Genomic DNA, 22,617 nt, shown 5'->3' with positions numbered 1-22,617 from the left:
CCGTGAGTGGTGTCTTCTGTGATCAAGAAGTCTGGCTGCGAAGTGGTGATTAAAGCAGTAGTTGAGGCTGGTCATCTCAATGCATATGGTATTACCACCGGTTTCATTCAGAGGACTTAGATTGACTTGGTCGCTTAGTGAGTATGCATAGTTAACATTCAATTACATAAAAAGCAATTTCGTAAATATCATTAGAATACTTTATATATGTTTCATTTGCGTAACCAATTTTTTCCTCTACACCACTATTTTGTATATCATCAACACTTACATGAACACTATTTCTGCTCCCTCTTTTATTTGCTTCCTTTGCTTTTGATAATGCTTCAACAATATACTTATTCTCAGTAACATCACTTCCATTTGCATCGATTATTGTTTTATTCGAAGGACCTTGAGCAACTCGAGCTCTAACTTCACCAGATGGTGGACATGAGGTACCACTATTTGATGAGCTCACATCTTGGATATCAGTATTTGTGTTAGTATTATTACTATCCGTGGTGGTTTGATCGCTTTCGGTTCCTGCCCCAGTTGATGGATTATTATCACTACTACAACCAGATAAAATAGCGAATGACACCGTAATCATGGAAACAAAACCCCGACGGTTCATATATTTAGATCCACCCACATCGATAAAGACTTTGTTGCGGCTACCAGGAGTGAGAGACCAAAGCAATGAAACTGTTCGTCTACGGATTATTCCATATTTTACAAATTATGCAGACACCTCCACTGGATCTTCCCCATAATCAAGTACATATGATTCTGTTTCCTTTGTTTCAAGCCCTAGCTCATTATGACGTACATACTGTTTCGTCTCTATAGTTTCTTTGGGCTTAAACTCCGTTTCAATGGTATTGCTCCAACCATAATTTGTGTTTGTCCAGACAGATCTAAATATCTCAGGCTGATCTTGAGTATTAGTCACAGAGAACTCAAATATACCTGGATTTTCTTCGGAGGACTTGCTAGGCTTACTGATTACAGAAACTTCAAAGTCCGGATCCTCAACTAGACCCCTCTCCCGAGGATTGGGGAAGCTAACATCCAATTTCTTCCTATTTCTTTCACCGGTGATTGAGATTTCTGTACTTTCAGGTTTGACAGCCAGCACATCTTGGAGATGATCAGCCAGCGTGGGCTTTCCTATGTCGTCCCGAAGCGGATGCAGACCAGCGAAAAAGCCCAGCGAAACGACTCCTCAAGAAGGGAAAGGATCGCTAGGAAACCGACCGAAGACTGCATCTCGGCGATAATGAGTGGCATTCCACGACGCTGGTCTACCGACGCAGAGAGAACTCCGAACATACCGATCATCGGCAGTATTCGGTGTTCATGACGAATCGGGGGAGCGGGCACCTCACCGAGTACGGCTCCCGGTGGGAAATAGAGAGCGGCTACAAGTCCATCAAACGGTTCATGGCCGCCACAACGTCGAAACACTTCGGCCTGCGGTTCTTCTACTTCGCGTTCGCGTGTCTCTTGTACTCGATATGCCGAGCGGGTGATCTACTCGTGCAGGTCCAGTTGACCGGTAAGTATGAACACTCACCGATCGTGACGGCTGATACCCCGCTGACGCTGCTGAAGAAGGAGACTGGAATCGGATAGTAACAAGACTCTCTCGATGAGAGCGCGGCGTCTGAGTGGCGACACTATCCGGAGTCTCGGATTGCCCCCGAATCAGTTGTATAGGTAACAGAAATGGCCGCTCAGAAAGCAGTTAGAACCAGATCCTGATTTCTAATTCGTCCGAAAAATGCATTACAGGCCCGCTAAATCCGCTGTAGTCTCATCTTCCAGATTAAACGCGCAGATATCGCAACAAAACGGCTAAACCGGATCGACGCGTTCTGACGATAATGGGGTCAGCGCAGTCGAAAGTCGCACAGTTGATCGAGAGGCATGGACTGACGTCGATGGGGACGGAACTGGAGCACGCATGGCTTGGGAAGAATGGGGAACGACAGAGTCTTCGTGACCTCGCTGATCGGTTCAATCAAGCTTTGCTTGTGGCTGCAATCCGCGATGCGGGTATGGATGTTATCGACGGCGAACCGGCGAACTTCTATCGACTGCTGACAGATGACGACGTCAGTGCAGGCAAGCGAACCGAAGCGCGGAACCGACTCGAACGGACTGGCATCGACGTCGATACGCTGGAAAGCCAGTTCGTCACGTATCAGGCGATTCGGTACTACCTCACAGAGGTTCGTGATGTGTGCTACGAACCTGAATCAGAAGCTGCACAGGTCGAGCAAGAGCGTGGAACTATCGACCGCCTCCGCAGTCGCGTCGAGACAATCGTCCGGGATACGGTCGACCGACTGAACACCGCAGACAAGCTCACTTTGGGCGACTATCGAGTGTTCGTGAACATCGATATCCGCTGTCAGGACTGCGAAACGCGCTATAGTGTTAGCGACCTTCTCGACCGCGGCGGCTGTAACTGTGAGTGAGCGTTCAAAAGGTCCGCTCTTTGGTAGCCACAACCGGGTCAGATATCGGTAATCCGGTTGTACTTCTCCGGAAGCGCCTGCGCATCCTCAGGGAGCAACGCGACAACGAGATAGGAGGGGGACTCCGCGAAATACTCAACGAGTGAAGCGATACGCTCCGAGTCGATTGCTTCGAGCGAGTCGAGCAGCATGAACGGAACATCCTCGTACACATCGTGGACGAGGTATCCGGCGAGTGCGAACACGAGTCCGGTCACTTCTCGCTCGCTCTCACTCAGATGGGCAACCGTGTCTTCGTAGACAGTTCCACCGTCGGTACTTCTGACGACGTGGAGCGTGAACGTCGATCCCGTGACACTGTCGTCGCTGTTATGGACCGGGTCATCGGGTGTCTCGGTCCGTTCGAGCCAGATTCGTTCGATGTTACCATAGCTCAGAATGTCGAGCAGGTCGTCCATCTTCTCGTTGAACTGGTCGGTCGCCTCAGCTTCGAGGCGGTCGATACGTGACCGGAGGTCGATCAGCTCGTCCACCACCTCTTCCCGTTGGGCAGCCAGTTCGTCGTTTCGGCGGATCTCTGACTCGATATCGGCAATCTCTTCGCTCACCTCGTCTCGTTCCGATTCGAGTCGGTCCAGTTCCAACTCAAGTTCGTTCGCTTTCGTATGGAGTTCGAGCACCTCGTCGAACTCTTCCGTCCGGATCGACGTGACCCGCTCCTCAAGTTCCTCGACGCGAGCGGAGAGGTTGTTGCGTCGCTCTCGGAGGTCGACAACAGTCGTCTGCCGACGCTCGATTTCGGCGTCGACCTCCTCAATCGTTGTGGTGAGGTCCTGCGCTCGCGTGCGTGTCTCCGCAATTTTGTCACGTTGGTCGGTCAGTTCGTCGAGTTCGTCTTCGATATCGTCAATCTCTGTGACTGTTTCTTGAAGGTGGTCGCGCATGCTCTGGAGCGTCGACTCGATACGGTCCGGCTTCACTCGCGAGCCACAGGTCCAGCAGGTCGTCTTGGACCCCTGATAGAGCTGGTCCGTGATGTCTCCCACGCTCTCGGGCTTTGCGTCGATAGCATCGGTTATCTCCCGGTGTTCGCCAGCCAGCAGTTCCTCGTTGAACCCGATGACGTTCTGTAGTCGCGTGGTGTATTCTGAGAGCTCCCGCTTTCGCTCTCGGAGCCGCTCGATGTCCGATTCGAGCGTTTCGAGTCGTTCGTCCGGCGATTCCGGAAGTCCGGACCGTTCGACCGCGAGGCTACCCCGCTCGTCGCGCAGTGCCGAGATACTCTCCTGTTCTGACTGGATATCGTTTCGCACGCGTTTCAGTTCGGATCGAGTCGCCTGGAGTTCATCGAGGGCCGTTTCGAGTTCGTCCCTGTTTTCCTGGGTCGTCTGGAAATCTACGTCCCGCTCGTCGATTCGTTCCTCCACGTGCTGGAGTTCGTCTCTGGTCTCAGCGATCTCGTCGCGCAGAGCTGCCTGTTGCCGTTCGAGATCTGGAAGATCACGCTTGAGCGACGCGATACGATCGAGTTCCTCGTCGATCTCTTCCTTGCGCTGTTCGGCCGCACGTATCTGTCGGTGAATAGACGCCACGTCGACGGGCCGCATAATGATCTCCTGGAGGTCCTCACCCCGTTCGACAGCTCGCCTGGCCTCGTTGTCTTCGAGCAGGAACGCGAACAGGTCCGCAACTGTTGGGTCAGTAAGCAGTCCGAGGCCCGACCCGACAACACCGTCATCGGTTCTGGTCAGTGTCCGAGAGTACGTCTCCTCTCCCAGTGAGAGTTCGACGCGCCCCTGGTCTGAGTCACCTTTCACGCTCGCCCACTCGCTCCCATGGGCGGCCATCACCGACTGAAGAAACGACGTCCGATTGGTCGCATTCCGGCCTCGAAGCACTGTCACCCCTGGTGGAACCTCGACTGTCGTCTCGTCGATCCCCCCGATCTTCTCGACGGTGACGGTTGCCACCTCCCCGGATACCGAGAGTGAACCCATATTTCGGTGTGTGCGAGTGACGGATATAAGCACTATGGCGCGCGTGGCACCGCCCATTCGGATTTATACCCCAGTAGTTGCCCGCGGCTAACAAGCATATGTCTGTTATTCCATCGGATTTGCGGACCTAGTTCCATGCAGAAACAATCGCCTAAATCCAGATAGCAAACAATTTCGGTAAATAACACGCTCAAACGTGTACCTTTATATCACACAATGGGCGTAGCTGTCGATGTCGTTGACCATGACAGATCAAGACCGGGCCGAGAGTGCGCTTCGCGCTCACGTAACCTCCGTCAAGGAGGACCTGATGACGGGCGTATCGTTCATGATTCCCTTCGTAACTATCGGGGGTATCTTCCTCGCCGTCGCGTACGCGATAGGGGACACACAGACAGTGTTCGAGAACACCGGCTCGGCAGGCTGGTTCCTCGCACAGATCGGCGTTGCTGGGCTGACAATTATGGTTCCCATCCTCGGGGGCTACATCGCGTACGCCATCGCGGACCGCCCGGGACTCGCTCCGGGATTCCTGCTGGCATACATTCTCCAGCAAGGGAACGTCGTCGCCGAAGCGGCGACGGTAATCGGCATCTCCGGTGGCGAGGCCGGTGCCGGCTACCTCGGCGCAATCGTCGCTGGGCTGCTGGCTGGGTACGTCGCGCGCTTCTTCAAGAACCTCGACGTCCCCGAGTTCATCCAGCCGATGATGCCAGTGTTGCTAATCCCTGCCGCAACGATGGCAGTTCTGACACCCATCATGCTGTTCGTGCTGGGCGTCCCCGTCGCACTCGCTAATGAGGGCCTAACCTCGTTCCTGCAGTCGATGCAGGGCGGTCAGGCTATCGTCGTCGGCCTCATCCTCGGCGGGATGATGGCCTTCGACATGGGTGGCCCAGTCAACAAGGTCGCCTACGTGTTCGCGACCGGGCTCATCACGGAGGAGATCTACGCGCCGATGGCCGCGGTGATGATCGGCGGGATGATTCCGCCGATCGGCCTCGCGCTCTCGAACTTCATTGCGCCACACAAGTACGCGGCGGAGATGTACGAGAACGGGAAAAGCGGTATCGTACTCGGCCTGTCGTTCATCACCGAGGGTGCGATTCCGTACGCGGCCGCGGACCCGCTCCGCGTCATCCCGGCTATCGTGGCCGGTAGCGCTGTGGGCGGTGCGACATCGATGGCCCTCGGCGTCACGATGCCTGCGCCCCACGGCGGTATCTTCGTGGTCCTGCTGTCGAACCAGCCACTCGCATTCTTGGGCAGCATCCTGCTGGGTTCACTCGTGACGGCTGTTGTTGCGACGGTTATCAAGCCGGACTTCGAGGACCGCGTCGACGCCGGGGCAGAGACGAGCAGCACGCAACCGACGGACGACTAACGACGGTGATTACAATGACAGACGCAATCGCAGCGGACGATATTGAAGAACTGATTCCGGCCAACCACATCTCGCTGTCCGAGCCACCAGCTGAGAAGGAAGCGTGTATCGAGTCCCTGCTCGACCTATTAGTTGACGGTGGCAGGGTTGAGGACCGCGAACGCGCACTCGACGCGCTGCTGGAACGCGAATCGGAGACCACGACGGGCGTCGGCATGGGTATCGGCATCCCGCACGCGAAGACTGACGCCGTGAGGCGCCCGTCGCTGGCGTTTGTCCGCTCCGAGGAAGGCGTCGACTTCGGCTCGATGGACGGCGAGCCCGCGACGCTCATCTTCATGATTCTCGTGCCGGAAGCCGGCGGCGAAGAGCACCTCAACATCCTCAGTTCCCTCTCGCGGGCTCTGATGCACGACGACGTTCGGGACCGACTCCACGAAGCAGAGGACGAGGCGACCGTTCAGGACGCGCTCCGGGAGGCCATCGCATGACGGTCGAGCGTACTGTCACGATTGTTCCGGAGGCGGGCCTACACGCTCGACCGGCGTCGGCGTTCGTCCAAGCTGTGAACGACCACGAGGCTGAAGTCTCGGCCGGTCGCCCGGATAGTGACCTCGTCCAGGCGGCGAGTATGATCGCCGTCACCAGCCTCGGCGTCGGACAGGGCGACGACATCAAACTGGTCGCCGACGGGCCGGATGCGGAGGCAGTGCTCGACGAACTGGAGCGGATACTGACAACACCAGAGGCGGAACTGGACACTGACGATGGCTGAACGCACGCTCCACGGGACCGGTGCAACGCCTCGCTCCGGCGTCGGGACAGTTGTCTGGTACGGTCGCGACATCTCGCTCCCGGACCCGGACGGCGTGGAAGTCGATCCCGAGACGGCGGTCCAGCGGTTCGCCGACGCGGTCGACACCGCCCGCGCTGAACTGGAATCTGAGCGCGAGGCGACCGCCGAACGTGTCGGCGAAGACGAGGCCGCGGTGTTCGATGCGCACATCCAGTTCCTCGAAGACCCGACAATCGAGGACGCAGTCGAGACGATGATTGCCGATGGGATTCCCGCACCGAACGCCGTCGATGCCGCGTTCAGCGAACACATCGAACAGTTCGAGGGGATGGACGGGCGGATGGCCGAGCGAGCGGACGACCTTCGCGACGTCCGTGACCGACTCCTCCGTCTGCTGACGGACGGGGAGCGGGTCGACCTCGGTGACTTACCGGCGGGCAGTGTCGTCCTCGCCGAGCGGTTGACTCCCAGTGACACGGCACAACTCGACCCAGAACGCGTCGCCGGGTTCGCCACGGTAACCGGCGGCCGGACGTCCCACGCGGCGATTTTCGCCCGTTCGCTGGCCTTGCCAGCCGTCGTTGGAATCGGCGACGCGCTCGAATCTGTTGAGGGCGAAACAGAGGTCGTGGTCGACGGCGACAACGGGACCCTGCTGGTCAGTCCTGATGACACCGAACGAGCGGCCGCAGCAAGCGACTCGGGAGCCGCTGTCGTCGATGAGTCAGTCAAAACAACTGATGGACGACACGTCGAAGTGGCGGCGAACGTCGGCCAGCCGGCGGAACTGGAACCCGCAGCAGAACGGGGTGCTGACGGCGTTGGCCTCTACCGGACCGAGTTCCTCTTTCTCGACCGGGAAACGCCGCCGTCGGAGGACGAACAGTACGAGGCCGTCCGAGAGGCACTCGATACGTTTCCGGACGGACGCGTCGTCGTCCGGACGCTGGATATCGGGGGCGACAAGCGCATCCCGTACCTGGACCTGCCGGAAGAAGAGAACCCGTTCCTCGGTGAGCGGGGAATCCGACGCTCGCTCGACCCGGATTCGGACCTGTTCGCCACGCAGCTCCGTGCACTCCTGCGTGCTGGGGCGGACGGAGCCGGAGACCTCTCCATCATGTTCCCGCTGGTCGCCACTGTCGAGGAACTCGAGGCTGCACTAGACACGCTGGACGCAGCTGCGGCCGAGGTTGAAGGCTGCAACGCTGACGCCGTTGATCCCGAAGTCGGCGTTATGATAGAAACGCCGAGCGCCGCCTTCATGGCCGACGAACTCGCCACGCGGGTGGATTTCCTCTCTATCGGGACAAACGACCTCACGCAGTACGTAATGGCCGCCGACCGGGAGAACGAGCGCGTCGATGACCTACACGACCCGACGCATCCGGGGGTCCTGCGCGCGATCCATCGGACAGTTACCGCAGCCCACGCCGAAGACGCCTGGGTGGGGATGTGCGGCGAGATGGCCGGCGACCCCGATTTGACGGAACTGCTTGTCGGTCTCGGTCTCGACGAACTCAGCATGAGCGCCGTGACGATTCCTGAAGTCAAGACGGCCATCAGCGAAACCGAGTACAGTACCGCGAGCGAGCGCGGGGACCGCGCCCGACTCGCCGCAACGCGAAGCGAAGTCAATACCACAATAGATACATGAAACTCGTCGCAGTCACCTCCTGTCCGACTGGTATCGCACACAGTCAGATGGCAGCTGAGAACCTCGAACAGACGGCAGAAGAACAGGGCCACGATATCAAGGTAGAAGTTCAGGGAGCAATGGGCGCGGAGAACGAACTCTCTGACGGGGACATTGAAGCCGCCGATGCCGCCATCATCGCCTCCGACACGTCGGTCAGTCAGGACCGATTCAGTAGCGTCCCGCTGATCGACGGAACCGTCAAGGACGCCGTCAACGACGCTGAAGGAATGATCTCTGACGCGATTGCGGCCGCCGACGGCGACGCATCGGCCACTGGAAGCGAGGGAGAGGGGTCCAAATCCGCAGATACTGAGTCTGATCAGCAGCGCCGCCGTGGCGGTGACCGTTCGAAGAGCCTCGTAGCTCGGCTGAAGCGTTTGCTTAGTTGATTCGGAATTAGATCGTGCCGAGGTAAGTGGCTTCTCCCCCGCTCACTGCGGAGTGGACGGGTCCCTTAGCCACGAAACCGACAGTATCGGAGGGAGCTAGCGGTTGTAGCTCGCTGGTGGTTATTCCGCACCGTCGCCCGAGGAGCCAGATATATCGCCACCGCTGGCACCCGGGGCGAGGAGATACCCCAGAGCTGTTGTCCCCGATTCGGGACCGGACCGTAGTTCCACTGTCTGTCGATCCTGGGTGACGCCAAACTCGGGGAAGTATTGGGTTGTAGTGGTGCGAACGTCGCTAGTACCCAGCGGGTAGACACTCAGTAAGGACGGATCATCGTCAGTGGCTGCCCGGTGAGACACCCGTATCGGTCCAGACTCATCGACTGTGACGGCAATGTCCGGATGGAAATGGAGGCGGGAGACGCTCGGCTCTGTCTCAGTGTCGGGTCCGCCAAGTATATCCCGAACAAGCCACCAGTCGTCCGCCGCAACGATTGTCCTGTTGTGCCGATACGACGCTGATGCATCAGATGCTGTCTCGTAGCATCCGTCGAAAACCGCCGGTTCTGTCTTCTCGTGGCGTACCGTCGGTTCCGTTCGCGCCCCCATCAGATACTTTCCACCGATCTCTATCGGCTCCGTATCGCCGACCTGCACCGTATTGTGTCCAGCAACACTTCTGACGTACTGTCGTCGTTCGTCGCTGGCATAATCATACACACCGGTATCAGTAAGCACTCGGTGTCCGTCGACCCAGAGCAAGACACTCAGCATATCGTTGTGTGAGTGACCGGGTAAATGCGGGGGTCCGACGGGGCCGCCATCCACTAATAGACGTCCATGGTCCGTATCGAGCCAGTAGTACCCTGATTCCCCACTCGCCGGACTCTGTGCTGGTGCTGGACGGTCATTTGACTCGAATCCGGCGGCAGCAGCGTACCCCAGACAGTCGGCAAGTGGGAGTGCCTGACCGAACACGGCGTCGTTACACAGCGGGATCCGCTTGTCTGGGGGACAGAGGTACCGCAGATACGCTACGGCCTGCCTTGTCATCGCTGTCAACCAGTTGGGGACCGTGCGATTACTGGCTGCCAGTACGGAGCACGCTGTCACGTAGCGTGTTGTAACGATTGTATGATACATCGGCGACCGCTCGTAATGTCCGCCATCAGATAGGAACTGCTTAGCCCCTGTACGGCCGAGAATGGACAGTCCTTTCGAAACCCAAGAGCTATCATTCTCTGGGAAGGTGAGTCCGGCCATGAGCAGTGCGAGCCCGTTTTCGACGAGGTGATTACCGCCGACATCACCCTCGACGTGGTTTGTGAGGAAGAGCGAATTCCGATATATCTCTCGAGCAAGTGCCTCAGTAAGTCTCTCTGAAACGCCTTCCTGGGTGCCCCCAGTTCGCCACGCGAGGTATCGCACGAGTGTTTGAATACGGAGTGATACTGCCCACGGTGTCCACGCATTTCGAAGGTAGCCCGGCTGACCGATTCCGATACTATCGGCCCAGTCCCGCATCCACTGGTCGAACACCTCGACAACCCTGTCGGGAGCAACCTGCGGGTCTTTGAATCCCAGCGTCGCCCATCGGAGAGGTTCGAACGCGTATAGTTTCAGCGGCCAGAGAAGCGGATAGTCGTCAAACCGGTCGTCGAACCAGTTAGGCTGGTCTGGCGACCGAAACTGTATTGTCCTGTTGAGGAACGTCAGGTTGCCGTCGGCCGCTTGGCGACTCCGTTGCTGGAACGTCCGGACGGTCGACTCTGAAAGTTCATCCCGAAGCAGGTCGAGGTCTGTTTCGACTGGACTGATCGCCACCGAGAGAGTTTGGGGAATCGCCGCGTCGTATCGCCCGTCGAAGTCGAGCGGGAGTCGCGTGAGGACGGAATTCCGAGTCGTTCGTTCAGCCATTCCGAGTACCTGAGCAGGTTCCAACTGTGTGAGCGTGTGCCCGTACAACTGGACCGTTTTCGGAAGCGTCCGCAGGGACTCAGTCATGGTCAGTACTTGGGGCTGTGGACAATTCTTGCTGTTCGCCCGTTGTCAACGTCCGGAACACCTCGCCCAGTCGGCCCGCGATGGCTTTCCGGTCGTACTCTTTGGAAACGATTCGGTGTCCGTCTCGACCCATCGCCACCCGCTGATCGGGATTTTCGAGGAGGCTGTCAATCGCTGCCGCAATACTCTCGGGATCGGGTTCTGTGTGGATACCTGCGTCTGTATCCGTCGCGAACCGCTTGATTTCTCCTCTCCCAGTGACGACGACGGGTAGCGAGCACGCCATGTACTCGTAGAGCTTCGTGGGTATCGCGTAGTCCAGCTCTGGACTGTCTTTTATCGGGGCTAATCCGACAGTTGCGGTGTCAAGGATCTCCGGGATTCGTTTACGATCCACCAATCCAACAAACTCCACGCAGTCTGTGAGTTCGAGTCTCTCCACTACACCTTTAAGCCGAGATACTTCATCCCCGTCGCCAACTAACTGGAGCACAGCATCGTCGCTTGAGACGTGTTGCATCGCCCGGATACACGGTTCGAGTGCCTGTGCACTACCGATATTCCCGGTGTATACGATTCGCGAGTTGTCTTCTTCAGTGGTGGAAACCGAGGAAAACCGGCCGGTGTCAACACCGTTTGGGATGACTCGGATCCGATCCCGGAGATCGCTGCCGTACGTGTCAGCAACTGCGTCTCCGAGCGTCTCAGTTGTTACCGTGATGCGATCAGCGGAGCGTAACGCAAGACGCTGGAATGTGCGCCCGGCTTTTACCAGTGGGCTGTCTGCTGTAATGTATCCAAGGGCGATCGAGTTCTCAATCCACAGATCGCGGACATCGATCACCCAGGGGTTCCCGATGGCAGCAGCCACGAGTCCGGGAAAGCCAGTGGTGATTGGTGGCGTAGATGTCATGACAACGTCGTACTGCCGGAAATTCATGACTAACCAGAGTGCCGCATGGACTGCGAATATGAGGTAGTAAGGGAGCCGGCGGAGCAGAGAGGGATTCTCACTCTGTGGCTGCCACGTCCACAGTCGGTGGACGACCACTCCCTTCTCGTGTTCTGTCTGCTTACGCTTCCAAGTCCGTTCGAAGTTTCCCGGTGGGTAGCAGAGGGACGGCGCCAGAACTGTCACGTCGAGGTCTTCGCCAAGATTGACAGCTGTGTCGTGGATTCTGGAGGCATTGCCTCCCTTTTCCGGGGGATACCGCTGAGAGACGATGACACAGTCAGTCGTCATCGGAGCGGATTATGTACGGCGGCTGTCCCAATCTTAGATGCTTCTCTCCATCTCGACGATGGTACCGTGTCCGTTGGTCTATCGCTGCTCATCGACATCGAATCGTTGCACGGTATCCTTGACGGGAATATTAGTATACGTCTGATACTCCTGAGACGCCTCAAATCTGAATCCGTTATGTGTTCTCTTGAAGTCGCTCTAGCTCGGTCTGGGACATTGCTTTGTTTCGAGTAAACCGGTCACCCAACCTGCACATAGCAGATCCCATTCCCTAAACCATATCAACCCGCCCCGACCCACCCGGTAATCATACTCTACTATAGATATAAGATGAATACCGTATTCCACCTGACAGGTTTACGGATTGAGTTGGTATGTTGTGAAGATCTAATTGGTAACCATCCTAAATATATATACAGTAAAGATACATGTAGTACGTTCATACAGTGTGAGAACGGCTAATTAGCATATACCTACTTCACCCATATGTGTATGTCCGATAAGCACAAACCAACCAATGACGACAACAAGATTCCGGGATTCTCAACCACTCTAATAGCAAATGAAAGGGGTAAGGCCCATCTTAATAGGAGGTCTTTCTTCCAGTTCGGGTTAGCAGCGATAACTGCAGCCATCGGAGTGGGGAGTTTAGGTGCAAGTACCTCGTTCGGTCAAGAGAGCAACACTCACATGACGGATTTTAGTGAGTACGTATAAGAGAGCTGATATACCTCCGTTTAATCAGTTGCCTCAGAGCGATGCAAAGTCTTGTTCTGAACTGATCAGTGAGTCCCGGTGCATGGGCCACAGTTAGGAGGAGAAATCATAAAAACATTTCAGGAATGGTTTTCGTTTGGTATTAATATAGCTGACCGATCTCATTTCCGTTATACCAAATGGAAGTATTCCGGCTTCAGTACATCTCGGCAACTCGCTCAACCGTGACACATGTAGTTAAAGCTGATTTGAATTTTGAAACGAGTTGGGTTTGGCTCCCGACGAAGGGAATGCAAAAAATAGGGCTGGGGACTTTATTCGGGTTTGTCTGTAAGAAGCCCATACTAATGTCCTGAGCATATTACCTTGAGACGAGAGCAATGATCACGTACCTCCATCGTTGGTACCACTCCAATCAACTCAATATATTAGGTATTACCACTCTCGTATCTCTGTCATGACAAGTGGCTCTGGGGAGGTCAGTCGTCGCAGACTTATCGCTTTCGTTGGAAGTATCGTGACTATCATCACAGGCATACTCTACACCTGGCTACCGGGTTTCCATAGGGGTGCTGGTGAACCTCCAGACGGAAACGGGACTGAAAAGTCTGGTAAGGCGTCGGTTCAGCAGACTGCAACGCCCACGCGACCGACTGACGAGCCCGAGGTCGTCCAGAACGCCGAAAATATTAGTGACTACGGTTCAGAGCCGAATCCGAGCGATCCCAGTGCGGCAGCAGCGAGGCGAAATCTCAACGCCATTCTCAAGGCTGCAAGGGCTGCCGGCCATGGAGGAACAATATTTGTTCCTGAAGGAGAGTACTATTTCGGCCGTGACGATTCAGGCTATAGCCCATACGTGGAGTTCGGTGGAACTGTGCCTGCTGGTATTTCAATCATCGGAGAGGGGGCGAACAAATCAGCATTGGCAATTACCAGACATGCTTCTGCTGAAAACCGTTCAAACCAGAGCGGCTTTATCTGGTACGACGGATACGATCACGGGACCGTCGAGATCGCAGATATCAAACTGGACGGGAACTACGAAAACGTCAGCGGACTTGCGGAGAACAACGGAGGTTCTTGGGGCCTCCAGATGTCGGAAAACGGCAATTTCCATCTCAAGCGTGCATGGATTCGGGGGTGGCATTTAGCGGGGGTTCGTGGCCGTGCTGTCCTCAGATCTGTCACAAACTGTACGTTTCAGGATAACGGGATCGGGCGCCACAACGCGACCAGCGGAAAATCGAACTCTCACCATATCTCTGTCCGACCGCAGGCAGGCGACGAGTTTACTGTCAAGAACAGCTGTTTCATCGACTGTGCTGGAAACGCGATCAATATTAGGTTTGGCGATGGAGTTACCAAAATTCATAACTGTTATGTCAGTGGTACGGGGTCTGGGCTGTGTAAAATGTCCGCGGGCAAGGTCGTAGAACTGAAGAATATCTACCACAGAGCGAACACCCCCTCTCTAGAGCAGAAGGTCGATAAGCGGGATATCGGGCCCGATTTCCACGGCCGATTTTTCATTAATAACCTCGGGAACCGAGGAACCACTCCGACCACCGTCATCATGGACAACGTTCTCTCTAGAGACATGTCTGATTACGCGTTCCAAGCACAGGACGCCATCGGAGATGGCCCGATGAACGTGATATGGAAGGGAGACATGATTGCGATTTATAATACCAACCGTGCTCGGGACGAGGCAGTCATTCGCGACCATGGTGCTGGGAAGTTCTCCAACATCGACATTGGTCGGCTATCTATACACAATTCGAAAGCTAAGGCATTCATGTTCACCAGCTCTCAAGGCACAATAAATACATTCAACCACTCCAGCACAGATGGAATTGGGAACGCAGGTGACGTTACCATCAACGCAAACAACCAAGGCCAAGAGCGCTTCAGTCCAGCGGTTCCCAGCATAGAAGAGGTAGGAGTGAGCCCACTCACCTCTGGTGAAGACGTAGCCGGAAACCTGGATAGCCGGAAGAGGTGATCCAACTCCTGTTCAGGGGATTGAAGGAGGAATTAAATTGAATGAGAAAATCCAATGTCGGTATACCCGGACAGGATATCGGTCCTGTAGTACTTTTGCTACGTCCCCTCCATTTTGGTTCCGTTAGCCAGATAGATCCTGATATCACCGTTATCGTAGGATCGATCAACTGTTCTGTCCCGATTAAAACGCTGGAAATCCTGTGACGTGTATTTCCACCTCTGCGGATAATCCGGGTACGTCTCCTGATAGAAGATTCGGCCTTTTCTGTTGATTATTACGTACTTATCGCTACCGTAGTTCTGACCGAAGTACTGACTGGTTGTGTAATTGAAATGAGGGGGGAGAAACACTTCCCAAAATGGTAACCCTTCGCTCACACCGTGTTCTGCGTGATGGAACCGTCGGTACTCTATATCGAAATGATATAGCTCCCTATTTCCGGTCTCGTGTTCGGTGAGCCACTCGCTGCCCTCGACTTCCATCGCTGTGACCTGGTCGTTAGTCATTCCTGACAGCGGTGATGGAAACAGTGTGAGCGTGGACAGTACGATGAGTACCAATACTGTAAGAGTGATCGCTGGCTTTGTGCTGCGGGCAAGTAACGACCGGGTGGGTTGCCCGAGACGGATCCGAATTATGTGGAACAGAGGTCCAAGCAAAAGCACCGCGCCAATTTTGGCCACCTGCCAGGGACGCTCTTGGGTGACGATCAGGTCAAAGAGAAGGAATAAAATCCCAACAGTGCCGAACACGCCTACAACTGCCCCCATCATAGTGGTCCGCGTGTCCAGCACGTATCGCTTTTTAAGACCGAACAGGAGAGCGACTCCGAACAGGCCTCCGCCAAGGCCAAACAGTACCATTTCGGTCCCAAACCTGAAGGTAACGAACTGAACAATATCGATCAGGGATGGTGTGGCCTCCTGTGCAGTTTGGGCGTACGCCTGAACGGGTGCATCGCTGCTGTCCGACCCAAAGAGGACACGATAGATGGTATCGAAGCGCAGTATAACGCCGGGGAAATTCGAGTACCAACTCATGATAACCGCCAGCGAAATCCCAAAGGCGCTCGTCGGGCTCTGATATACCGTCTGTATTCTTGGAATGTACTGTACAATATAGTACAGCATAAAAATTGCTGTAACGAACACAGCGGTTAGCGGGTGATAGAGGAGAATACTCAGGAGTGTGAGTACCAGAACCGCCCTAATTGCAGGAGTAGGATGCCGCTGGCTCTTGAAAAAGAGATACAAAACAACCGGGATCAACAGGATGCTAAAGTCGAATGGACGAAACAGCAAATGGCTGTATCCAAGTATTGGTAGCAAGACGAAGGGGAGACCCAGAAGGAAACCCGTTCGGGAATCGGCTACCTGAAACAAGAGGTAAACCATTCCGCCAAAATATACCGCCGAAAAAATCACCGGCGTCAGCATCGCTAATGTCATAGCCTCCAGTCCAGTAGCGTCGGCAGTAGCAAACACAAGCAGGTGTGCGAGAGGGTAGATGTTAGCCCCAGTAGTGCCTGTGCTGACGATGTCCTGTACGTATCCAAGGTGCGTCAGCGGGTCGGCATCACCGTACATCACATATCCCCGTATGAGGGGCATCAATAGCAGTAACGCGTCGGTAGCCAACATAAGCGAAGTACCGAAGACCCACGACCGTTCGTTCGAATTCCCGATGCTTCCAAATATCAACAGTGACCCGGAAAACAGAGACCCAATGATACAACCCCAGAATGAAGTCGGATATGATTCGTAGAGCGATATCTCGTACTCGGTGGCTGGAGGGGAAATTACCGCAATAGCCGTTGATATCGAAAGTAGCAGGACGCCTACAACTGCAATGGCTCCCGTAGCTCGCGAGTGAGTGAAAACGGTCTGTTCAGAGTTTTCACTCATGAATTGCTACCCACGGGTATTGCCCAGTGAATTGATATCTGTATCGACCGGTATAGTATTCGTCGAGAGCGTATGCACCATTTGTATTGTACGCCCATAGACTAGTCCATATGATTGTTAGTACGCTCCTAACCTGTTCTGGAGCGCTATCCTGTACTGTAGCGTTTTAATTGTTCTTCCGAGAAAAGTACAAACAGATCCTACAGCCCACACAGACTATGTCGGAAATGCGAGAGGAAAGATCGTGTGTCCCGCTATTAGACGCTTACCGCTTTGGTTGCAGAGACAGACTTCCCGCTACTATTGACCACTGTGAGTTGAATACTGTAGTTGGTCTCGGTGACCTGATCGATATTGAACATATCTATATCCGAAGCCGTATTTCCGTTGACTTCCCACTGGACGCTCTCTACCACGGCATCTGAACCAGCCACATCGATGTCAACGGACCGGAGTTCGCTATCACTACTATGCACGTCCCACACGACAGTGATATTAGCTTTGCCGTCACCCTTTTGAGATTCGGAGACACTGAATCGTCCGATCTGTGGTTTCAAGCCGTCTCCAGATGCGGACGATGACGCGGTAGCAGACGTGCCGTTTCCACTATTGTCTGTCGCGGTCAGCACAACGGTGTACTCGTTTCCAGTTCCGCCGTCTCCACTCGCTATGAGCTCCGTTGTTCCTGTAGCCGAGCCACCCGAGACATCAACACTCTTCGTATCTTCTTGCTCGTTGTTGGTTTCATCGTACAGGCCCAGATCGACGATCGAGAGATCCCCGTCCGAATCGCTGACCTCCCAGTCAATCGCAAAGCCCGCATCTGTAGTGTCTGTCTCGACCTGTGAAACCGATAGACCGTTGACATCAGGGCTGGTACCACTGTTGTCAGTGGCAACGGTAATGCTGCTCGAATCCGAGTTCCCGGCTGAGTCGGTCACCGTGGCATCAAGCGTGTGGTTTCCGTCTGATAGCCCTGAGGTGTCCCAGCTGTCCTCATAGTATCCCGTATCCGAGTTGAACGACGCAGTCGACCACGTATCACCGTCGACGCGATACTCTACGGTGGGCGTGCCAGCAGCGTCTTCGGCATCAGTTACGCTGATTTTCAAGGTGACTGTTCCGTCTACTGTTTCTTCAGAAAGGGGCTGTTGCCACGCGATTTCCGGCCTGGCGTCGTCAAGCCTAGCTGGTTCACCGCTGGTACCGACACTGAAGAAATCAAACATCTGAGTGTCACTCGACCAAGAGCCGATCCCAGTCCATCCCGGATCGGTGACGTCCCCGTCAGTTACGTCTATATCCCACGAATCAGGCTCCGTCGCGCCATAGCTCCAGTTTTTGGCTTGTACAGATGAACCATTGATACGGAGCCGAAGATAGCTCCATTCATCAAGGGGGTTTGAATTGGCCACAGTTTCGCCAATTGTGGTTTGTGACCCATTGAAGTCCTTCTCAACGCGGAGTTTGATGCTCCCATTGCTTCGAACAAACCAGGCCGAATAACCGACCATATTTCCGCTGGCGTCGGTGCCTCCCCGTCCGATCAAACGGCCCCAGCCGTCGCCATCGCTGTCTTCCGATCCGACACGGACCAGTCCAAGTACCTCGATATCGGTATTTTTGCCGACATCGTCCCAGGACATTGCATGCGAATTAACTGAACCGGCACTGAACTCGACATATGCGTCGCCCGTTGTTGAATCATTCGAGACGACTGACCAATCCGAGGGGTCACCGCCCCACCGGGCTGTCCAGTCTGGAAGGCCATTCTGTGAGTCGTCTACGGTCTCAGTAGTAGTCGTTTCCTCCTCTGTACTACTCTGGCTCTTCGCTCCGACCTCGTCCTCGCTCGGGACATCCACATTCAGCGCGCTCCCTCCGGAGAGGTGACTGCCTACATTGATGTCTCCCATGCTTCCGACGCTACCGACGTTACCCGTTGAGAGCGTGGCGATAGAGCCGTACGAGTCCTCGGTTTCAAACACCTGCGCATCGGTGTCGTGAACCGATATCTCACCAACATCAACGTTCTTGAACGCTGCCCCCTGTCGGTCGCGGATGACCTCATCATCAGTGTACCTGTTCGAACCGGTGAATGCGATTCTATCGCCGATCCACGTGATATCAGATGGGCCACCCACCGAATCACGGACTTGGAATGCATACGAAGTGTGATTCTTCGTTGACACTTGTTCCATATCCAACGTCACGCTGGTGTCCCCACGGTCCCCCAGGCTCTGAATGAAGTGTCGACCGAGGAATCCGTCGTTCGGCTCGTCCGGGAGCAGTGATTCCAGTTCCGCTGTGTATGCTGTGTGGTTGATGCGTCGCAGTTCAACCCTCTCTCCGGCGGAGAGTTTGAGGAACTGACTACCTGTCCCAGCGGCGTACACGTTCCGGATTCGGTAGGTTCCGTCACCGTATCGAATGTTTATTGCACTGCCTGGACAGTTCTTTATTTTACAGTTTTCGATGACAGTGGTGCTACCTTTCGGCGTCTGTAGCGAGTCAAACGGATGTGTATTTGATCCGCTGTCTTTGTGATATTCGATTCCGATCCGGTTGAGGGTACAGTATCTCGCGGATGAGAGGTACTGCCTGCATCTAATACCCCGTGTATAGGTATCCGTAATCCGAACATTGTACAACGAGAACGACAGTGGATCACCAGCAAGCGAGAACCCATCTGCTCCGCCGCTGTGCTGGTTGAGATCGCCCAGATTGGGAGCGTTTACGTCCAGCGTAAGCCCACGAATCTCGACATCCCCATGGTCTGCATCCCCATCGTAGATAAACGCCGTCTGGTTCGAGATAACCGCAGGGTCCATGTGTTCAGTCACTGCAAGTGTGGACTTAGCAGGCCCTTCGCCGTAAACTGAGATGCCACGTGGCTGACTTCCACCTAGTTCTATGAGGGAGTAGACGTCCTCACTACCGAAGTAGTAGGTCCCTTCCGGAACAAATATCGATCCGTTCGGCCCAGCAGCGTCCATAGCACGATGAAGCGCGTTTAAAACTTCTTGTGCAGCTGAGAGGTCTGGATCATCCGGATTGTGATCTTGAACAACACCGTGATTCGTGATGTCTTCGGCACTATCGGGCACGTAGGCCGGTCTAGCCATTGGAAACCTCCCGGTTAGTCTCCTCAGACTTGTCTGCCCTGTTGTCAGAGGCCGTCCATGCCTCGGCGGTAGTGGTTGCTATCTTTCTAAGTGAATTCCTCACGACCGTTTCCGCTGTTACCTTTCTACGTCCGGTAAATAGACCCTTAATTGATTTTCTCGGGCTGAAATAGCCGTATCTGCCCGAATTTACTTTGCTCGTTTCACACTGATTTCTTGCTCCAGTAACGACTTCATTCTCAAAGTAGTTCGCTCTTAACATGCTGTACCGAATTCGAGCCGACTATAATATTATAAATTGTTACTTTATATAGATATTTGATTGTTCGATACAAAATCTTGTGAACTGCATACTTACCAGTTCATATTCCCCCACTACTGACCTAACGGCCGAAAGTCGCCTGGAACGGATAATTCAGCCCTCAACAATCAGCAAGTATAGCTATTATACATATCCAAGATGCTTTAGACGATCCTCGACATCAGACTTCGATGGTTCTTCCTGCTCTGCAACGCTCGCGCACGGATTGCTGGTTTTTTGATCTGTGGCAGATGTAACAGCCCATGGGACCTTTTTGAGATGGGGGTGTGGTATCCCCTCTGGATGTCCGTACTGTTTCATCTCTCCAAATAACTCACCGTGGTCAGCAGTGATGGCGACCCGCTCCGCATCTATGTTACTGAGAAGGCGACGGACTGAGCCAAGGACTAATCGAAGGTTATCCAGATAATTCTCCCAGGCCTCTTGCTTGGATATTTCCCCACGTTCGATGGCTTCCCATGGGTGATCCTCAGCATCAGTGATCTCCCGCTGTTTCCTGTATGCGGATGCCACATGCGGACGGTGTGGTTGATAGTAGTGAAGAATCATCCGCTCGAAGTCGAGCTTTCGGCCCGCAAGAATCGCTTGGTCGGTCACGATATTTGGCGGGATTGTATCGAAGTAGTCCTCGTACCTGTGGTGGCGAGAAAGCTGTTTCAGGAGTTTGAACTGGCTTTCGTCCACTACGTTCCAATCCGCCCAAGTAACCGGCACAACGTACTTTCGCGGTGGCCGTTTCCCGTCTTTAAATGTCGGCTGGGTATGTGGATTCGTAGAAATATATACTGTGTCGGAGATCTCGTCTGCGTGTTCCTGGGTGAAGGTTTTACACAACCACTCATGAGAAGAACTTCCTGTGGACCACACGCTATCAACCCTCTCGATAAACTCAAACTCGGATGCGACTTCCCGCAACGCGTCTACACGACAGGCGTCTAGTACGATCAGTAAATCCCACTCTTTCTCATAAATGTTCGTGCCGAGAGGGTACTGAGTGGTCAGTGAGAAATATAGACCATTATAAGCTCCACCTAAAAAATATCGGAGTCCCTCCTCACCCCCATCCACTTGGCCTCCTGTAAGGGTACGTAGCCACTCGTGTATATTAGTCTGCACAGTACAGACTTTTTGCAGTGGATGGTATAGTTATAAATATTCTACCCGTAGTATCGCGAATGGACCGACGCAAATGTAGCTACGCGGTTCAATATGGATATTATACAAGCGTACTTATGTGAATTTTACCTAATATAGTAGGATTTCAACGAGGATGACACAAACAGGACAACCAGTACCGAATGCATACTTAATGAGACCTACTTCTAGTTAGTATTCATGTACGATGCGGTCGTGAGCGCGATGAACCATCCAGACCCCTTTAATCCCTACATGGGGCTGTTCAATTTCCGATCCATCAGGGCGCTCAGTATGACAGACACTAGTCTAGATGTCGTTACTCCTCGTCCGAGAGCGCCTCCAATAGGTCCCTACTCCGAGTTCGGCGACATACCGAGCCGACATGATTACAGTTCTCACGAGGTCCATTACCCTAGATTTCTCTACTTATTACCGCAGAAAATATTTAAATACACGTTGTCGTCACGGTCGTTTTCGAAAATGCTCCCGGAGTACATCTCAACAAACTTTGAGATACCGGATATTTGCCATGCTGGCCACATCCACTATGATGGCTACGGGTTAGTGCCGTATTGTAGGCGCAACGATGTCCCGCTGACAGTCATGGGACGTGGGAAAATTTTAAACAACTTCTATAACCTCTCACAGACCAGTCGGAGAAAAATCAGAGAGACCCTCAATTACGCGGACGGCATCTTTTGTGTGAGTGAGTCGCTCGCACGAATCGCCAACAATATCACCGAAACGCCGAAAGCTACTGTGCTCCCGAACGGGGCGAATCCAGCGCGGTATCCGACGGACAACGAGGCGGCGATTCGGCGAGAACTGGGAATTGATGGAGATACCACACTGATCATGTTCTGTGGTGGGTACACGGAACGAAAAGGGATTAACGAGATTTGTGAAGCCCTAGATGAAATTCATAACGACGACGTAGCCTTCGTTTTCGTCGGTCATTACGGTGATCTCCGCACAGACCTCATCGCTGAACTCAAAGATAGTCACCACGAGAACTATCGGGTCCTCTGGGAAGTCCCACCGCTGGGTCTCCGGCGGTGGTTCGCTGCCGCAGATATTTTCATGCTCCCAAGCCACGCAGAAGGTCGACCGAACACGATATACGAGTCGATGGCCAGCGAAACTGCGGTTGTCGCCTCAGCTGTATCCGGTATCCCAGAACAGGTGGTGGACGGGGAGACAGGCCTCTTGATCCCAAAGAAAGACTCCGATGCGCTTGCCACTGCCCTGAACAGTCTCATCACCAATCCAAAAGAGCGAGAGCGGATGGGAACAAACGGCAAGGAACGGTTGGTATCGAAGGGATGGACGTGGGAAGCTCACGGTCAGCGACTTGCGAACCTCCACGAATCAGTCATCGCTGACGGCCAGCTCCCAGCGGCTGAAGTCTTGGACTAATGTCCACCAGA

The 22,617-nt window shown here is 54.3% G+C and carries 16 protein-coding genes and 1 pseudogene; 9 read left to right on the top strand and 8 right to left on the bottom strand.

From position 1 onward, the window contains the following. Positions 1-151: 151 nt before the first annotated feature. Together AV059_RS21820 and AV059_RS22225 are read right to left on the bottom strand one after the other, a co-directional pair. A complete protein-coding gene (locus AV059_RS21820; protein WP_154020973.1) occupies positions 152-583 on the bottom strand; it encodes a hypothetical protein in 432 nt (143 codons plus the stop codon). A 138-nt stretch (positions 584-721) separates the two neighbouring features. Further along, the gene (locus AV059_RS22225) at positions 722-1,120 is read right to left on the bottom strand and encodes a hypothetical protein (protein WP_195156609.1); all 399 of its coding nucleotides are present in this window, start codon (positions 1,118-1,120) and stop codon (positions 722-724) included. Here AV059_RS22225 and AV059_RS02340 point away from each other — a divergent pair. Together AV059_RS02340 and rdfA are read left to right on the top strand one after the other, a co-directional pair. Then, positions 1,106-1,617 (top strand): annotated as a pseudogene (locus AV059_RS02340) (transposase); the annotation flags it as partial. The gene AV059_RS22225 and the pseudogene AV059_RS02340 sit on opposite strands and share 15 nt — an antisense overlap. Before the next feature lie 251 nt (positions 1,618-1,868). Continuing rightward, positions 1,869-2,465: a rod-determining factor RdfA gene (rdfA, locus tag AV059_RS02335; RefSeq protein ID WP_058991961.1), complete on the top strand. Its 597-nt coding sequence runs from the start codon at positions 1,869-1,871 to the stop codon at positions 2,463-2,465. A gap of 38 nt (positions 2,466-2,503) precedes the next feature. On the opposite strand, the gene AV059_RS02330 is transcribed toward rdfA, so the two are convergent. Beyond that, on the bottom strand, positions 2,504-4,462 hold the full coding sequence (locus AV059_RS02330) for an archaea-specific SMC-related protein (protein ID WP_058991959.1): 1,959 nt from the start codon (positions 4,460-4,462) through the stop codon (positions 2,504-2,506). A gap of 232 nt (positions 4,463-4,694) precedes the next feature. Here AV059_RS02330 and AV059_RS02325 point away from each other — a divergent pair, with 232 nt between their 5' ends. Genes AV059_RS02325 through AV059_RS02305 form a run of 5 tightly spaced genes read left to right on the top strand, consistent with a single transcriptional unit; the run spans position 4,695 to position 8,730 of the window. Continuing rightward, positions 4,695-5,846, top strand: a complete 1,152-nt coding sequence (locus tag AV059_RS02325; RefSeq protein ID WP_154020972.1) for a PTS fructose transporter subunit IIC — start codon at positions 4,695-4,697, stop codon at positions 5,844-5,846. A 14-nt stretch (positions 5,847-5,860) separates the two neighbouring features. Then, positions 5,861-6,337, top strand: a complete 477-nt coding sequence (locus AV059_RS02320) for a PTS sugar transporter subunit IIA (protein WP_058991958.1) — start codon at positions 5,861-5,863, stop codon at positions 6,335-6,337. Next, complete coding sequence (locus AV059_RS02315) at positions 6,334-6,621, top strand: HPr family phosphocarrier protein (protein ID WP_058991956.1); 288 nt, start codon at positions 6,334-6,336, stop codon at positions 6,619-6,621. Before AV059_RS02320 ends, AV059_RS02315 begins: the two co-directional genes overlap by 4 nt. Continuing rightward, a complete protein-coding gene (gene ptsP / locus AV059_RS02310) occupies positions 6,614-8,299 on the top strand; it encodes a phosphoenolpyruvate--protein phosphotransferase (protein WP_058991954.1) in 1,686 nt (561 codons plus the stop codon). The genes AV059_RS02315 and ptsP overlap by 8 nt, the downstream gene beginning before the upstream one ends. After that, complete coding sequence (locus AV059_RS02305; RefSeq protein ID WP_058991953.1) at positions 8,296-8,730, top strand: PTS fructose transporter subunit IIB; 435 nt, start codon at positions 8,296-8,298, stop codon at positions 8,728-8,730. Before ptsP ends, AV059_RS02305 begins: the two co-directional genes overlap by 4 nt. 120 nt (positions 8,731-8,850) lie before the next feature. Here AV059_RS02305 and AV059_RS02300 read toward each other — a convergent pair whose 3' ends face one another. Beyond that, positions 8,851-10,734, bottom strand: a complete 1,884-nt coding sequence (locus tag AV059_RS02300; RefSeq protein ID WP_058991951.1) for a heparinase II/III family protein — start codon at positions 10,732-10,734, stop codon at positions 8,851-8,853. Continuing rightward, the gene (locus AV059_RS02295; protein ID WP_058991949.1) at positions 10,727-11,977 is read right to left on the bottom strand and encodes a glycosyltransferase family 4 protein; all 1,251 of its coding nucleotides are present in this window, start codon (positions 11,975-11,977) and stop codon (positions 10,727-10,729) included. Before AV059_RS02295 ends, AV059_RS02300 begins: the two co-directional genes overlap by 8 nt. A 1,234-nt stretch (positions 11,978-13,211) precedes the next feature. Between AV059_RS02295 and AV059_RS02290 the strand changes: the two genes are divergently transcribed. Next, positions 13,212-14,699 carry a chitin-binding protein gene (locus tag AV059_RS02290; RefSeq protein ID WP_228841706.1) on the top strand — a complete coding sequence of 496 codons (1,488 nt, stop codon included), beginning with the start codon at positions 13,212-13,214 and terminating at the stop codon, positions 14,697-14,699. Positions 14,700-14,797: 98 nt separating this feature from the next. Here AV059_RS02290 and AV059_RS02285 read toward each other — a convergent pair whose 3' ends face one another. The 3 genes from AV059_RS02285 to AV059_RS02275 all read right to left on the bottom strand — a co-directional run bounded on the left by AV059_RS02285 (position 14,798) and on the right by AV059_RS02275 (position 21,121). After that, positions 14,798-16,606, bottom strand: coding sequence for a hypothetical protein (locus tag AV059_RS02285; protein ID WP_058991945.1), 1,809 nt, complete (start codon positions 16,604-16,606; stop codon positions 14,798-14,800). Positions 16,607-16,863: 257 nt separating this feature from the next. Beyond that, positions 16,864-19,731, bottom strand: coding sequence for an Ig-like domain-containing protein (locus AV059_RS02280; RefSeq protein ID WP_058991943.1), 2,868 nt, complete (start codon positions 19,729-19,731; stop codon positions 16,864-16,866). Between the two features lie 445 nt (positions 19,732-20,176). Further along, complete coding sequence (locus AV059_RS02275; protein ID WP_228841705.1) at positions 20,177-21,121, bottom strand: hypothetical protein; 945 nt, start codon at positions 21,119-21,121, stop codon at positions 20,177-20,179. Between the two features lie 267 nt (positions 21,122-21,388). On the opposite strand from AV059_RS02275, the gene AV059_RS02270 reads away from it, so the two are divergent. Beyond that, on the top strand, positions 21,389-22,606 hold the full coding sequence (locus tag AV059_RS02270; RefSeq protein ID WP_058991939.1) for a glycosyltransferase family 4 protein: 1,218 nt from the start codon (positions 21,389-21,391) through the stop codon (positions 22,604-22,606). Positions 22,607-22,617 lie beyond the last annotated feature (11 nt).

It is taken from the genome of Haloarcula sp. CBA1127 (genome assembly GCF_001485575.1).
GTDB lineage: Archaea > Halobacteriota > Halobacteria > Halobacteriales > Haloarculaceae > Haloarcula.
Note: the sequence above shows the minus strand (reverse complement) of the source record. Positions and strands in the feature narration are given on the sequence as shown.

Excerpts from the sequence above, each read along its gene's own strand:
- AV059_RS02325 (WP_154020972.1), top strand. The coding sequence starts at position 4,695 with ATGTCGTTGACCATGACAGATCAAGACCGGGCCGAGAGTGCGCTTCGC.
- AV059_RS02305 (WP_058991953.1), top strand. The coding sequence starts at position 8,296 with ATGAAACTCGTCGCAGTCACCTCCTGTCCGACTGGTATCGCACACAGT.
- AV059_RS02315 (WP_058991956.1), top strand. The coding sequence starts at position 6,334 with ATGACGGTCGAGCGTACTGTCACGATTGTTCCGGAGGCGGGCCTACAC.
- ptsP (WP_058991954.1), top strand. The coding sequence starts at position 6,614 with ATGGCTGAACGCACGCTCCACGGGACCGGTGCAACGCCTCGCTCCGGC.
- rdfA (WP_058991961.1), top strand. The coding sequence starts at position 1,869 with ATGGGGTCAGCGCAGTCGAAAGTCGCACAGTTGATCGAGAGGCATGGA.
- AV059_RS02320 (WP_058991958.1), top strand. The coding sequence starts at position 5,861 with ATGACAGACGCAATCGCAGCGGACGATATTGAAGAACTGATTCCGGCC.
- AV059_RS02270 (WP_058991939.1), top strand. The coding sequence starts at position 21,389 with ATGTACGATGCGGTCGTGAGCGCGATGAACCATCCAGACCCCTTTAAT.
- AV059_RS02330 (WP_058991959.1), bottom strand. The coding sequence starts at position 4,462 with ATGGGTTCACTCTCGGTATCCGGGGAGGTGGCAACCGTCACCGTCGAG.
- AV059_RS02295 (WP_058991949.1), bottom strand. The coding sequence starts at position 11,977 with ATGACGACTGACTGTGTCATCGTCTCTCAGCGGTATCCCCCGGAAAAG.
- AV059_RS02285 (WP_058991945.1), bottom strand. The coding sequence starts at position 16,606 with ATGAGTGAAAACTCTGAACAGACCGTTTTCACTCACTCGCGAGCTACG.
- AV059_RS02280 (WP_058991943.1), bottom strand. The coding sequence starts at position 19,731 with ATGGCTAGACCGGCCTACGTGCCCGATAGTGCCGAAGACATCACGAAT.
- AV059_RS02300 (WP_058991951.1), bottom strand. The coding sequence starts at position 10,734 with ATGACTGAGTCCCTGCGGACGCTTCCGAAAACGGTCCAGTTGTACGGG.